Origin of the sequence: Sorangium sp. So ce327 (assembly GCF_051530205.1) — a bacterium.
GTDB lineage: Bacteria > Myxococcota_A > Polyangia > Polyangiales > Polyangiaceae > Sorangium > Sorangium cellulosum_B.
The window spans coordinates 1,192,732-1,206,555 of record NZ_CP150330.1 but is presented as its reverse complement, the minus strand read 5'-3'; the positions used below and the strand labels follow the sequence as shown (position 1 = coordinate 1,206,555).

Sequence of the window (13,824 nt, the reverse complement as noted above, 5' to 3'; positions counted from 1 at the left end):
TGGTCAGGCGCTCAGGCGAGCGGGCGAGGAGTGAAGTGGAATGCGGCGCTCGGCACGGGGACGCCGTACGTCCGGAGCTGCTGCGCGCGCGTGACGACGGCCGCGCCCTCGAGCAGGTTGCGCGCGACCTGGACCGCGGTGCGGCTTGCCGGGTCCTCGAGGAACGACCCCTTGACCCAGCGGTTGAACGCGCCCATGGCCGGGCCGCACCAGATCTGGTAATCGGCGCGGCGCTTCGGGTCCCCGGCGATCGCCCACTTGCTGGACATGCCGAGATACCAGCGGAAGATCAGCGCCATCTTGTGCTTCGGCTCGCGCGCGGCGCGCTCGAGCTCGGCCGGGTCGCGCTCGGCGAAGAACCGCTCGCAGCCCGCCCACACCTCGTCGCACGACATCTGGAACAGCTCCCTCTCGATGCGCGCGCGCACGTCGCTGGGCAGCGACTCGATGGAGTCGTGGGCGACGTAGAGGTCGTAGAGCCGCTGCGCGCGGACACCGAACATCGTGCCGCGCTTGAGCACCTGGACCTGCACGCCGAGCTCGAACATGTCGGCGGCCGGCGTCATCACCACGTCCGGGAGATCGGCCTGGGCCAGCATCTTCTTGCCCTCGTCGGACAGGCCCGACTCGATGCACGACTGGTTGACCGAGCCCGTGAGCACGTACGCCGCCCCGAGCGCGAACGCGGCGGCGATCGACTCCGGCGTGGAGAGGCCGCCGGCGGCGCCGACGCGGATCGGCCGGTGATACCCGTACTTCGCCGCGAGCTCGTCGCGGACGCCGAGGATCACCGGGAACAGCGCGACGAGGGGCTGGTTGTCGGTGTGACCGCCGGAGTCCGCTTCGACGGTGATGTCCTCGGCGACCGGGAGGCTCCGCGCGAGCTCCGCCTCGTCGCGGGTGAGCCACCCGTTGCGAACGCAGGTATCGAGGATCTCGGCCGGCGCGGGCGACAGGAAGCGCGCGGCGACCTCCGGGCGCGAGATCTTCGCGAACAGGTGGTTCTTCCGGTCGACGCGGCCGTCGGGCAAGCGCTTGACGCCGCTGTAGGCGAACCGCACGACCATCGGGTTCAGGCCCATGTAGGCGGCCGCCTCGGCCCGCCGGACTCCCCTCTTCAGGTAGAGCTCCACCGTGTCGCTCTCCAGCCTGGGCTGGTTCGGAGCGTGGATGAGGTTGCAACCCCAGGTGGGGCCGTCCGTCCCGAGCGCCGCCGAGATCTCGTCGATCGCCTGCTCGATCCGGTGCAGCCCGAGGCCTGCGGCGCCGAAGAACCCCATCAACCCTGCGTTGGCCATCGCGATCGTGAGCCGCGTGGTGTGGATGCCGTTCGCCATCGCGCCGGCCACGTACGGGAAGCGCAGGCCGTGGACCTCGACGAAGGAGCGGTCTCCGAGCCACTCCGGGTACAGGGCGGGCAGCGTTCCGAGCAGCGGGAACGTCGGGACCCCGTTGACCTGATCCTCGCGGAGGACAGCGCCGCCCCGGGACACGCCGACGCGCCCATCCGGCGTCTCACGCACCACGTGCACCGGCTCTCGCACGCAGGAGACGGCCTCCCGCAGATCGGTCGATGTGAACGCGGGGAGCCAGGGCCCGCTGCGCCAGATGCCGATCGGCTGGAGGCCGGCGCTGCGGATGACCTGCGGATCCTCAATCATGCTGAGCTGCCTCCTAATGACAAGCACGGCCTCTATAACACCCGTCGTGAGCGGCCCGCGGTAATGGTTCGGTCACGGCGCAACGGCGGGACGGACCCCTTCACCAGGCGATGAAAGCGCTTTCCCTCGGCTCCTGCGCGCCTGACGCGCCCCGTGACGCACCGCGCCTTTGTTTCGGGTCTGTCACACGCGCCGCAGCGCGGCGCTCACCGCACCGGCGACGGGCCCGTCGTTCTAAAGGGAGTAGCCACCATCGCTGACGAGGAGCGCGCCAGTCATGGTGGCAGAGGCGTCGGAGAGCAGGAACGCGATGAGCCCGGCGATTCGCTCGGCGCGCCGTGGGCGATACCGGCGTTCGCGACGACGTGGTCGAGCCTCCCGAAGCGCCCCTCGACAGCCGCCGCGATCTCGACCCACGCGGCCTCGTCCCCCACGTCGGCCTCGCGCAGCAGGAGCTCCGGCCCGCGGAGCTCGCCCGCGAGGGCGTCGAGCGCGTCGCGGCGCCGATCGATCAGGACCAGGCCGGATGCGGTCTGCGACAGCTTGCGCGCGGTCGCAGCGCCGATACCCGACGCCGCTCCGGTGATGAGCGCGACTCCCTCCACCATGGGCGTACCTCCTCTCCTGTAGCACGGCGGAGCCGCCGCGCGCAGGCGCCGGTGCAGAGCTGGTGGGGTTCAGGGCCAGTGGGACGAGGCCTGCGACGCGCAGGCCAGCGCCGCCGGGAGAGCTCGACGGGACCGACACCAGGCGCTACCACAGCGCCCAGCGGCGAGGTGAGCGGCAGATGCGACGCGCCAGCCTGCTCGGGCGTCATTTTATACGACCGCACGCGCTCGACCGCGGCGTCCCGGTGCTGAGCAGGTTTGATGTCGCCCGCGCTCGCCTTATGCTCCTGTGACGATACGACGATGAGACGTCTCTACCGCCTCTCTGCCAAGATCAGCAGGCTCCTCACGGCCCGTCGGACGCGCGAAGCACGCGCGCAGACGCCCCGTGTGGCGCCGCCGGACGAGGCCCCGACTGGCACCGCCGCCCAGGAATGGACGCCGGCGCCCGTCGAGCAGCAGCAGGCGGTGCTCAAGTACGTCATCGCCAACGTCCCCCACGCCATCTTCTGGAAAGACCGTCATGGACGGTTTCTCGGGGGAAATCAGAACTTCCTCAACGACACCAACACGAAGGTGCTGGAGAACCTCGTCGGCAAGACCGATTACGACGTGTGGGGCAGCAAGAACGCGGAGTGCTTCGTGCGCATCGACCGGGAGGTCATGGAGGGCGGCACCCCGATGCTCGACGTCGAGGAGCCGCTGCTCCGCCCGGACGGCGAGCAGCGGTTCCTGCTCACCAGCAAGGTGCCCATCCGCGACGAACGGGGCGATGTGACGGGGATCCTCGGGATCTACGCGGACATCACCGAGCGCAAACGGATGGAGATCGAGCTCCAGAAGGCCAAGGAGGCGGCGGACGCCGCGGCCTGCGCCAAGGGAGAGTTCCTCACGGTGATGAGCCACGAGCTCCGGACGCCGCTCTCCCTCATCCTCGGACCGCTCGAGTCGCTCCTGTCCAGCCGGGACGAACCGCTCTCACCGCGGGTACGTGGGGACCTCGAGCTCATCCAGCGCAGCGGGCGGCGGCTCCGCCGGCTGGTCGACGATGTCCTCGATCACCAGAAGATCGAGGCCGGCAAGATGCAGATCGACTGGGAGGCCGTCGACGTCGGAGAGCTCGTCTCGGACATGGTGGAGGAGGCTCGCCCGGCGGCGGCGCGCGGCGGGCTCGATCTCTCGATTCACGTGGATCCCGAGCTGCGGAGGGTCCCCGCCGATCGGCGCAAGCTCGAGAAGATCGCGCTCAACCTGCTGGGCAACGCGCTGAAGTTCACCCCGCCTGGCGGGCGCGTCACCGTCGACCTGCGGGCGCTCGATGGTCTGTTCGAGCTCTCGGTCGAGGACACGGGCCCTGGCATCCCTGCGGACAGGAGACACCTGCTCTTTCAACGGTTTCAGCAGATCGACGCCTCGGCGACGCGAAAGCACGAGGGGACGGGGATCGGGCTGTCGCTGGCCAAGGAGCTCACGGAGCTCATGGGCGGCGCGGTCGGCGTGGAGAGCGAGCCCGGGGTCGGCTCTCGCTTCTTCGTGAGGCTCCCGCGCGCCGCGGATTTCCTGGCAGCGCGGCGGGCGACCGCCGCGCCCGAGCCGCCGCGATCGCTCAACGGCGCGGGCACCTACGAGCCTCCCCCGTCGTCGGTCAACCTCCGCGGCTTCGAGGTGCCTCGGCCGCCCGCCGCAGGCGCGCCCCGCGCCGGCGGCCGCGCGGAGGGGCCGCGCGTGCTCGTCGTGGAAGACAACCCCGACATGAGATCGTACCTGGCGGACATCCTGTCGGCCGGACACGAGATCGTCCTGGCGACGAACGGCCGGGAAGCGCTCGAGTCGATCGCGGCGAAGCGGCCGGATGTCATCGTCTCGGACGTGATGATGCCGGAGATGGACGGATTCGAGCTGGTCCGGCGGCTCAAGGGGGATTCCGCGCTCCGGGACATCCCTGTCCTCCTCTTGACGGCCAGGGCGAGCGGCGCGGAGGCCGTGGGGGGGCTCGACGTCGGCGCCGACGAATACATGAGCAAGCCGTTCGACCCCCTGGAGCTCAGGGCGCGAGTCCGCGCCGCCGAGCGGCTGCACCGCGCCTATCTGGAGCTCGCGGCGAAGAACGGCGAGCTCGCGGCGGCGCTGGAGCGGCTCTCGGAGACGCAGCAGGAGCTGCTCCAGGCGGGCAAGATGGCGGCGATAGGGACGCTGGTGGCGGGGCTGTCGCACGAGATGAACAACCCGGTGTCGGCCATCCTGATGAACGCCCAGCTGCTGCTCAGGCGGCACCGGAAGGGGCACGGCCTGCCCGACGAGGCCTCGCTCCTGAAGGCGCTCAGCACCATCGAGCGGCAGGCGATCCGGTGCTCGGACCTCGTGACGGCGCTGCTCGAGTACGCGCGCGGCAAGCCGATCGGCCGGGAGCCGTGCGACGTGCGCGCGGCGCTCCGCCGCGCGGTCGACCTGTCCGCGCCGCGGGCGCGCGAGCGCAGGGTCCACCTCGAGACGGACGGCACCTCATCGGCGCTGCCCGAGGTGCTCGTCAACGCATCGCAGCTCGAGTCGGCCTTGCTCAACGTGATAGGCAATGCGCTCGACGCCAGCCCGCACGGCAGCGCCGTGGTGGTCGAGGCTCGCCCGCTGCCGCGCGGGGACATCCACGGCGTGGAGATCGACGTGCACGACCACGGCTGCGGCATCCGCGCCGAGGATCTGAGCCGCATCTTCGAGCCGTTCTTCACGACGAAGCCGCCCGGGCAGGGGACCGGGCTCGGGCTGTCGCTGACGCACCGGTTCATCGAGGAGCACCAGGGCAGCATCCGTATCGAGAGCGCGCTGGGCGAGGGCACGACGGTGCGCATGTGGCTGCCCGCGCGGCAAACGGAAGGGGCGGAGTGAGGCGAGGGAGCGGCGGATCGCGACCACGCCGGCCACGCGGGTCAGCTCGCCGGTGAGGCGCGGAGCTCCGCGGCGAGCGCCGCGCCCAGGGCGAAGAACGCCGGCCGGGCGGGCTCCGGGCCGCCGCCCAGCCGGCGCTCGAGCCGCGCCGCATCCCAGCCGCAGGCATCGTAGGTCTCCAGCGCGTGCCGGTCGCGCCTGGACAGCCGGGCCCTCGCGCCGCGGAGCGCTGCGGTCATGGCCGGCAGCACCGCGGAGAGCGCGCGGCCGGTCTCCCCCCAGTCGTCGAGCGACGATGGGCTCTCCAGCACATCGACGACGAGGCCCGTGAAGAACAGGCCGACGACGGCCTCGCAGAGGCGATCCAGCGCGCCGCGCACGGCGTCGTCGCCCATCGTCCAGAGCGCCGGGTCCGGGTTGAAGTAGCCCAGGAACGCTTGCAGCATGAGCATCGGCGTCTCGGGCATCAGGAAGCGGCGCTCGCCCCGCTCGCGCGACCGCCTGCGGAGCACGCGCATCATCGAGATCATGATCTCGCCGACCGCGAACCCCTGCTGCGCCTGCTCGGCGAGATCGTCGCCCATGTCCACCTCGACGCGGATCCCGGGGGCGAGCCGGGCGACGAACGAGATCCCGAGCGGGTGCACGAACAGCGTCCTCGTGGCGAGCATCTCGACGTCACGGAGGACATCGTCGGGGAGGACCGCCGCATAGGCGACGAGCGCGCGCTGGACCGCGCCGGTGATGAGCGGGTCCTCGGGCACGTCGTCGACCAGGTCGCCCAAGCTCATGATCGACTCCGCATGATCGCGGAATAGCACAGCTGGACCTGGACGAGGAGCGGCGCCCGCTTCGCGCCGAACGCCCTCGCTGCCGCCGGCGGCGGCGCGACATCGGATCTGTCATTTATTTGCGGCGAGCGATCTGTCATTCATTTGTGACGAGAGATCTCGTCATTTATTGATGACGAAGAGGGAGGCCACGGCGCCCCGCGCCCCCCTCGAGCCGACAGCGCACCGCATCAAGCTCGCCCTCGAGCCGGAGCTCGATCTGCGGCGCGCCCGCCGTACGGGCGTCCCTGTGTGGTAGCTTCGGCGCATGACCAGCGCGGGCGCGACGCTGCCAGTCCCGGTCGCGACGCCGCGTCGAGCCGCGTTGCGCGCCCATCTCACCGAGTTCCTGCTCGTCGGGGGCGCGACGCTCGTGCTCTTCCCGCTCGCGTGGCTCGCCCGCAGGGCCGTCGGGCTCGACGCGGCGGAGCTCGCGATCGGCTTCCTGACGTTCCACGCCGCGTCCGTGATCAACGATCCTCACTTCGCGGTGACGTACCTGCTGTTCTACAAGGACGCGAGGCGCCGCGCGTTCGGCGGCGCGTTCGCCCCGGCGCAGCGAGCCCGCTACATCCTGGCCGGCCTCCTGGTCCCGGTCGCGCTGCTCGCGTGGGCGATCGGGGCGCTCTCGACCGGCTCCGCGCGGTCCATGGGCTTCATGATCCAGCTCATGTTCCTCCTGGTGGGCTGGCACTACGTGAAGCAGGGCTTCGGCGTCCTGACGGTGCTCTCGGCGCGGCGCGGGTTCCGGTTCGCCCCCCTGGAGCGCGGGGTGATCCTCGCGCACTGCTTCGCGGCCTGGGCGTACGCGTGGGCGAGCCCGGCGGATCCAGGCAGGGAGGTCGAGGAGAAAGGCGTGGTCTACACGTCGCTCGCGCACCCGCCGGCGCTCGAGCCCGTCACCGGGCTCGCGTTCGGGCTCAGCGCGCTCGCGCTGCTCTGGGTGCTCGCGCGCAGGTGGCGCATGGAGCGGCGCCTGCCGCCGCTCGCCCCGCTGGCCGGTTTCCTCATCACGATCTGGCTCTGGACGGTCTACTCGAGCCTCGACCGGCTCATGGTGTACGTGATCCCGGCGCTCCACTCCGTTCAGTATCTGTATTTCGTCTGGCTCATGAAGCGGAACGAGGCGCGCGACGCCGAGGGCCCGCCGCTGTTCGGGCGCCCGACCGGCCTGCGCCTCGGGCTCCTGGCGGCGACCGCCGTCGGCCTCGGGTGGGTCGTGTTCCGCGGCGCGCCCGCGCTCTTCGACGGGGCGCACGGCGCGCTGGTGCTGAGCTCGAGCGAAGGCGAAGCGCTGTCCGACCTGGGCCCGACACCGTACTTCGCAGCCGTCTTCGTGTTCGTGAACATCCACCACTATTTCATGGACAACGTGATCTGGCGCCGGGAGAACCCCGAGACAGCGTATCTGCTGCGACAGGACGACCGAGGCGGCGCGGCCGGCTGAGCGCGCAGGCCGACGCGGCGGCGCTCGATCCCCTGCCCCGGCCGTGCGAAGATCGGAGCGCCGGCCGCCCCTCAAGGCCGCTTCACGCCCTCTTCGCGACCGCCCCCGCCGCGCGCGCGGCGAGCCGGGCGGCGGCGGCCGCGGCGCCGAGCGCCGTCGCCGCGACCAGGGAGACCCGCAGCCACGCGGCGGCGGCCTTCTCTGGCCGGTAATCGGGCAGGTACGGGCGGGCGGCGCGCGGCAGCACCCAGGCCTCGCTCCCGGGGCCATCGCCGCCGATCGCGTGCACAGCGCGCGCGAGGCGGGTGCCGGGGTACGAGCGGCTCTGCAGCCAGGGGATGAACCGGAAGAAAGGGACGTGGCCAGGCGCCTGCCGCTCCATCCAGGCGAGCGCACGCCCGAGCTCGGCGGCCGCCGCGGGAGCGCCGCCGTCGCCTTCGAGTCGGTGCCATTCGCCATGGCCGGGCAGGAGCCACGCGAAGCGGAGGTGGCCGGCGCCCGCCAGCGCGACCAGGCGGCGGACGGAGCGGATCTGACGCTCCCAGTCGTTCCAGCAGTGGAGCCGGAACGCCACCATCTGGCCGACGCGGCGCGAGTACGCCAGGTGGTCGCCGGTGAACAGGAAGCGGCCCCGGTACAGCAGGCACATCGAGCCCGCGGTGTGGCCGGGCTGCGAGAGCACGGCGAGCTCGGCGCCGGCGAGGTCGCCGTCGGCGAGCGGCGAGCCGTCGAGGGTCATCGGATCGAGGCGGTCGCCGAGCTGGATCTCCACCTCGGAGGTGGCCGGATTGCGCCCGGCGCCGCGCGGGTTCACGTCCGCGGCGCCGAGGACGCGGCGACACCCAGGGAAGCGGGCCGCGAACTCGGCGTGGTGCACGGTGTGGTCACGGTGGGTGAGGAAGATCCACCGCACGCCGCCGCGCTCTTCGAGGAAACGGAAGACGGCCTCGGTCGGGCTCGGCAGGTCGACGAGCACGCCCCCGCCGGGGCGCTCGATGAAGTAGGCCGTCGCGCCCGCGTTCTCGCGCGCGGGGTGGCCGAGGGCCCAGACGTCCTCTTCGATGCGGCGCGGCCAGGCGCGGAACGGGGCGCCGAGCGCGCCGGGCCGAGCGCGGGACAGCGACGGCGATCGGAGGCGCAAGGCGTGGACGGGACAGGCGGCGACCGCCGAGCGCGCCGCCTCGAGATCGGCCCGGCTCCGCGGCTGGCGCAGGATGCCGGTGAAGGCCCCTTCATCATAGGTGCCCGCGAGCACGGCGGGGCCGCGGCGCCGGACGTCGCCGTCCATGGCTTCCCAGTGCGCGGGCGCGACCTCGCCCAGGAGCTCTGGAGCGAAGTTCCTGCAAACGCCTGCGCCACAGCAGGCGCGCGTGACGTGAAGTCGTCCCCAGTCGCCCTCCTCGATATCGTCGCTCTGCGCGTCGTCCATAGGCGAGCAGACTACCACGCTGTTCGCGAGCAGGCATGTGCGCCGACCGGCCTCAAGCGGCCGGACGCGCCGAGGCGGCCCGATGCCATGACGCCATCACCACACCACCCGATCGTCCAAGTTGCACACCACCGTCTCCTGCATCGACGACATTCGCGGCGGTGCAGCGCCGTCACATCGCCCCGGCGGCGGTCGAAGAAGGCAGCGCTGCGGCGCCTTCGAGCGAGCTCACGACGAGCACCCTCACCGCCCCGATGAGCGCGGCCACCGCGCGAGGCTGCCCCGGGCGGAGCTAGCCCACAACCTCGTCCGTCCAGACACGGAAGCTCCGCAACGTGTTCTCGCCGAAGGTCGTGGTGATCGCCACGTCGGCGGCATCGCGCCCGCGGGCGATCAGCACGCGCCCGATGCGAGGCACGTTGTTGCGCGCATCGAACGTATGCCACTCGCCACCGAGATAGGCCTCGAACCAGCCGGAGAAGTCCATCGTCCCGTGGGGAGGAGGTACGCCGATGTCGCCCAGGTAGCCGGTGCAGTAACGAGCCGGAACGTTCAGGCAACGGCAGAGCGCGATCGCGAGGTGCGCATAATCTCTGCAGACGCCTCTCCGGTCGTTGAACACCTCCTCCGCCGTCTTGGTAGGGCTCGCAAACTCGTATCCGAAGGCGATGTGCCGATGAACGAAGTCGCAGACGGCCTGCACGCGACCCCAGCCGGTGGGCGACTGGCCGAACAGGTCCCACGCCGCCTCTGACAGGCGATCCGTCTCGCAGTACCGGCTGCCCAGCAAGAACACCAGCGTCTCCTCTGGCAGCGCATCGACGGGGTGTTGCTCGGCCGATGTCACGACGCGGTCCGGCGCGCCCGTGTCGTTCACCACCGCGTCGGAGGAGATCTTCAGCTGACCCGCCGGCGCGACGATACGGCTACACCAGTTGCCGAAGGCATCCCGGTAAGCTCGGACCGGGATCGACGGGCTGGTGAGCATATGATCGGGCCGCACCAGATCCGATGCACGCGAGTAGTGGACGCTCAGCGTCAGGATCACCGGCGTCGGTCGTGGGAATTCGTAGAGCAGCTCGTATCCTACGCGGATCTGCATGCGTGCACCTCGATGTGATGGCGCGGCTCCAGTCACGAGCAGGACGCAGCGAGGCACCCTGTTCCTGCGGCGCACGAGCCGCCGCGCGACGGCCGGCCGCGCCAGCTCCCCGCCGCGATGGAGCGCTCGGACGAGCTATCCCACGTCGAGCTCGATGAGCCCGCACCGCGCGACGCCGCTGCGAGCCCCTGGACCCCGAGCGCGACGAACTCTTCGGCGCACGCTCGAATGTCTTACTGAAACATTCTGTACGCAGCGCCCATGTATGTCAAGAACGATCCGCCGCCGCTGACGGTCTCAACGCTGGGCTCGTGGTGATAAGGCGGCGTGCGACGTCGCTTGCGTGACGCCGTGACGCGCTATATCTGCAAGAGCGGCGCCTGGCGGCACAGCATTGTTTCCGGTCGATGAACTCGCCCGTCACGGACTCGCCTCCACGGACGAAATCGCGTGGCATAAGGAGGCGCTCGCACGAGCGACGCGGCAACGGACCTCGCGAATCGTGACCGTGAGCTGACCGCATGTGGGCCCAACCTGGGTGTACAAGCGAGCCATGGAATTCGTCGCCATCCTGATCGCCCATTCGACGCTATCGGTCTTTTTCCAGACCTTCTTCCTGCACCGGTACGCCTCGCATCGGATGTTCACGATGTCGAAGCGCTGGGAACGGATCTTCCATCTCCTCACGTACGTCACGCAGGGCTCCTCGTACCTTGTGCCCCGGGCGTATGCGATTTTGCACCGCATGCACCACGCGTACAGCGACACCCCGAAGGACCCGCACTCGCCACGCTACTACGCGGAGCCAGTCTCCATGATGCTGTCGACCGCGAAGCGCTACGACGCCATCTGCGACGGCACGGCGGAGGTGGAGCCGCGTTTTCTGGGCGGCTACCCCGAGTGGCGCGCGCTCGACCGCATCGGCAACTCGTGGGCCAGCCGCCTCGCGTGGGGGACGGGCTACGCGCTCTTCTACATCGCCTTCGCCACGCAATGGTGGCAGTTCCTGTTTGTCCCGCTCCACTGGACGATGGGCCCGCTCCACGGCGCCATCGTGAACTGGTGCGGCCACCGCTACGGTTACCGCAACTTCAACAGCGACGACGACTCGCGCAACACGCTCGCCCTCGACCTCGTGACGCTCGGCGAGCTCTTCCAGAACAACCACCACAAGTACCCGCAGAGCCCGACGTTCGCGGTGCGCTGGTTCGAGATCGACCCGGCCTACCAGGTCATCCGCGTGATCGCCTGGATGGGCATCCTCCAGATGGGCGGCAGGCGCCAGGTCGCCCGGTTGGACACCGGGACCACGGGTGCCGAGGGTTGAGCTCCCCTCCTCGGAAGAGACATCTCTGATCCGGCCGCCTGGTAGGCGAACGAAACCGAAGGAGCGCGCGGGTCCGGCTGTCCGGCGTGGTGCTCGCCGCGGGCCAGCTGCGGGTGGCGGGCGGTAGGAACCGCTTCCGCAGCGACCCATGGATGGGTCGCCACCTCGGCCGCCGAGGCCATGCGCTCAAGCGCGCTCGCTGGATGCAACCCCATCAACGAAGAACCGGTTAAGAACCTGTCCCGGCAGGGCTCCGGGACAGGGCGCGCCGGCGGCAGCCGGCCGAACCTGCCGGCGATGCGCTCGCGGTGAGCCAGCTGCGCGGTGACGCACCGCAGCATCGCGCCGAGGGGCGCTCGGGGTGAAATCGGCGCGAAGCCCGGGGCGGCGCACCGCTCCCCTGGTGAGATGGCCGTTGACACTGAACCGATTAACACGCTTTATTGTCGCCTCGGCACTGGCACCGTTCGCAGGGGAGAACCCATGAATCTTGTCCCACTCAGTCCACGCGTTTATGCCGCCTTCCTCCTGTGCTTGACGGCCGCCTGCGGGTCGTCGGACGAGGACACGCCGCCGGGAGGTACCTCGTCGGGCACCTCGGGAGGCGCGTCGTCGGGCACGTCGTCAGGCACGGGAGGCGCGTCGTCGGGCACCTCGGGAGGCACGTCGTCGAGCACGTCGTCAGGCACGGGAGGCGCGCCGGTAGATCCACCGGAGTTCCCGGACACGCCGAGGGGCGACCTCCTCGAGGACCTCTGGACGTCGTCGCGAGCCGGCAAGTTCCGGTTCGGTTACGAGAACGCCATCACGTGGGGGCTCTACGATCCGGGCACCAAGCAGCTCGTGTCGACCAACGACTGGTTCTCGAGCATGGCGGGCGCCGCCAGCCGCGGCGAGCGGGGCTGGTCGTCGGACGCCGGCGCTACGGTGGGAGAGAACCCCGGGCTGCTCGGCATCTCCCTCGACGCGATGGTCTTCGATCCGGTCCCCTGGAATCGCCGCGACGTCACCGCGGACGCCGCGGCGTACCTGCTGGAGCAGCCGGGCGGGATGGTGGCCTTCGACTGGCACACGCCCCCATGCAACTACGACATCAGCACCTCGGACTTCGCGGACGCCATCGAGACGCCGCTCGCCACCCTCACGGTCGACGGACAGAGCGTCCCGATTCACGCCCAGGGCGGAGGCACCCCGTTCTACGCCGAGACGTACTATTCGCGCTCCCTCGGCTCCAGCGCGGACATCCCGGAGAACCTGAAGTGCATCTGCAAGATCGCCAACGACGTGCCGATCGAGCAGGGGACCCACGCCGGGATCTCGGCGCGCGACTGGCTCGTGGCCCACGCGAAGTACGTGGCCCAGTTCCTCCGCGAGCATGGGCTCGACGGCAAGCCGATCGTCCTCCGCCCGTTCCACGAGCACACCGGCGGATGGTTCTGGTGGGGTCAGCCCTACTGGAACTGCCAGGCCCTGCTGGACGACGATCAGGCCGTCACCGGCCCCGCCGCCTACAGCGCCGCGTACCGCACGTTCGCCGAGGCCGTCCGGAGCGAGCCGGGGATGGAGAACGTGATCTTCGCGTACTCGACGGACAAGGTGCGAAAGCTGAGCGACAGCTCGGTGACGCCCGCCGAGGCGAAGGTCAGGGATCCAGAGAGCCTCTCTCGCGACATGCTCCGGGCCCGCCTCGTCGAGGAGCTCACCGAGCTGGGCGCGGCCTACGAGAGCCCGCCCCAGGAGGCCATCGCGGCGCTCGAGACCGACGGCCAGCCGCCGTCCGCGCTGCTGGAGGAGTACTACCTCGAGGCGTACCCTGGCGACGACCTCATCGACATCCTCGGCATCGATCTCTATTACCCGTACGAGCGCGCGGCGTCCCCGGCAGATCTCGAGGACATGAAGGCGATGGCGAGCGCCGTCGCGGCGATCGGCGCGGCCAAGGGCAAGCCTCACGCGCTCACCGAGACGGGCACCTACCGGCTGCACCTCCTCCACCGGGTCAGCAAGCTCACCGCGGGCGCGTCGCTCACGCTCTACCCGGCAGAGCACGTGAGCAAGTGGCACGACACCCTGTTCGATGAGCGCCTGCGGACGGAGTTCCTGGCCAACTACGGCCTCGGCTCGGCGGGCGCCGTCGCGCTCTCCTCCGCCGAGGTAACGAGCCTGTTTCCGGACGCGGGGCAGGGCGCGCTCACCGAGGACTGGTACAACACCCACCTCCTCGATCTCGCCAAGAGCGCCGGCGTCGCTTACGCGCTGACGTGGCAGACCTACTACGACGGCAGCGACTTCGACGACAAGGCCGTCTATTACTATGTTCCCTTCCCGGGCCACCCGGAGGCGGACAACTTCCGTCGCTTCGCAAACGATCCGGCGGTCTGCTTCGGCGCGACAGCCTGCCAGTAGCCCGGCGGGGGGCGAGGAGCGGACATCCGCTCTAGACGTGAAGGATAGGCCGAGCCCCGGGCCTCGCGGTCAGGTGTCGAGGTTCAGGCGGTCCCAGGCGGCCCAGAGCCGCCGGAGCGAGGGAGCTCCGG

General features: G+C 70.4%; 10 protein-coding genes. 5 read left to right on the top strand and 5 right to left on the bottom strand.

What is annotated here, in order from left to right:
- Positions 1-11: 11 nt before the first annotated feature.
- The gene (locus tag WME95_RS04485; RefSeq protein WP_437907167.1) at positions 12-1,661 is read right to left on the bottom strand and encodes a PfaD family polyunsaturated fatty acid/polyketide biosynthesis protein; all 1,650 of its coding nucleotides are present in this window, start codon (positions 1,659-1,661) and stop codon (positions 12-14) included.
- 275 nt (positions 1,662-1,936) lie between these two features.
- A complete protein-coding gene (locus tag WME95_RS04480; RefSeq protein ID WP_437907166.1) occupies positions 1,937-2,269 on the bottom strand; it encodes an SDR family oxidoreductase in 333 nt (110 codons plus the stop codon).
- Between the two features lie 303 nt (positions 2,270-2,572).
- On the opposite strand from WME95_RS04480, the gene WME95_RS04475 reads away from it, so the two are divergent.
- Positions 2,573-5,152, top strand: coding sequence for an ATP-binding protein (locus tag WME95_RS04475; RefSeq protein WP_437907165.1), 2,580 nt, complete (start codon positions 2,573-2,575; stop codon positions 5,150-5,152).
- A gap of 41 nt (positions 5,153-5,193) precedes the next feature.
- Here WME95_RS04475 and WME95_RS04470 read toward each other — a convergent pair whose 3' ends face one another.
- The gene (locus WME95_RS04470) at positions 5,194-5,943 is read right to left on the bottom strand and encodes a hypothetical protein (protein ID WP_437907164.1); all 750 of its coding nucleotides are present in this window, start codon (positions 5,941-5,943) and stop codon (positions 5,194-5,196) included.
- Between the two features lie 172 nt (positions 5,944-6,115).
- On the opposite strand from WME95_RS04470, the gene WME95_RS04465 reads away from it, so the two are divergent.
- A complete protein-coding gene (locus WME95_RS04465) occupies positions 6,116-6,241 on the top strand; it encodes a hypothetical protein (protein ID WP_437907163.1) in 126 nt (41 codons plus the stop codon).
- Positions 6,242-6,250: 9 nt separating this feature from the next.
- Positions 6,251-7,429 carry a hypothetical protein gene (locus WME95_RS04460; RefSeq protein WP_437907162.1) on the top strand — a complete coding sequence of 393 codons (1,179 nt, stop codon included), beginning with the start codon at positions 6,251-6,253 and terminating at the stop codon, positions 7,427-7,429.
- 82 nt (positions 7,430-7,511) lie between these two features.
- On the opposite strand, the gene WME95_RS04455 is transcribed toward WME95_RS04460, so the two are convergent.
- Positions 7,512-8,858: an MBL fold metallo-hydrolase gene (locus tag WME95_RS04455; RefSeq protein WP_437907161.1), complete on the bottom strand. Its 1,347-nt coding sequence runs from the start codon at positions 8,856-8,858 to the stop codon at positions 7,512-7,514.
- A gap of 292 nt (positions 8,859-9,150) precedes the next feature.
- Positions 9,151-9,960, bottom strand: a complete 810-nt coding sequence (locus WME95_RS04450) for a transglutaminase-like domain-containing protein (protein WP_437865948.1) — start codon at positions 9,958-9,960, stop codon at positions 9,151-9,153.
- 553 nt (positions 9,961-10,513) lie between these two features.
- On the opposite strand from WME95_RS04450, the gene WME95_RS04445 reads away from it, so the two are divergent.
- Both WME95_RS04445 and WME95_RS04440 read left to right on the top strand, forming a co-directional pair.
- On the top strand, positions 10,514-11,287 hold the full coding sequence (locus WME95_RS04445; protein ID WP_437907160.1) for an acyl-CoA desaturase: 774 nt from the start codon (positions 10,514-10,516) through the stop codon (positions 11,285-11,287).
- A gap of 483 nt (positions 11,288-11,770) precedes the next feature.
- Complete coding sequence (locus WME95_RS04440; RefSeq protein ID WP_437907159.1) at positions 11,771-13,693, top strand: glycosyl hydrolase; 1,923 nt, start codon at positions 11,771-11,773, stop codon at positions 13,691-13,693.
- Positions 13,694-13,824 lie beyond the last annotated feature (131 nt).

Coding starts and splice junctions, on each gene's coding strand:
- WME95_RS04485 (WP_437907167.1), bottom strand. CDS start 1,661: ATGATTGAGGATCCGCAGGTCATCCGCAGCGCCGGCCTCCAGCCGATC.
- WME95_RS04480 (WP_437907166.1), bottom strand. CDS start 2,269: ATGGTGGAGGGAGTCGCGCTCATCACCGGAGCGGCGTCGGGTATCGGC.
- WME95_RS04475 (WP_437907165.1), top strand. CDS start 2,573: ATGAGACGTCTCTACCGCCTCTCTGCCAAGATCAGCAGGCTCCTCACG.
- WME95_RS04470 (WP_437907164.1), bottom strand. CDS start 5,943: ATGAGCTTGGGCGACCTGGTCGACGACGTGCCCGAGGACCCGCTCATC.
- WME95_RS04465 (WP_437907163.1), top strand. CDS start 6,116: ATGACGAAGAGGGAGGCCACGGCGCCCCGCGCCCCCCTCGAGCCGACA.
- WME95_RS04460 (WP_437907162.1), top strand. CDS start 6,251: ATGACCAGCGCGGGCGCGACGCTGCCAGTCCCGGTCGCGACGCCGCGT.
- WME95_RS04455 (WP_437907161.1), bottom strand. CDS start 8,858: ATGGACGACGCGCAGAGCGACGATATCGAGGAGGGCGACTGGGGACGA.
- WME95_RS04450 (WP_437865948.1), bottom strand. CDS start 9,960: ATGCAGATCCGCGTAGGATACGAGCTGCTCTACGAATTCCCACGACCG.
- WME95_RS04445 (WP_437907160.1), top strand. CDS start 10,514: ATGGAATTCGTCGCCATCCTGATCGCCCATTCGACGCTATCGGTCTTT.
- WME95_RS04440 (WP_437907159.1), top strand. CDS start 11,771: ATGAATCTTGTCCCACTCAGTCCACGCGTTTATGCCGCCTTCCTCCTG.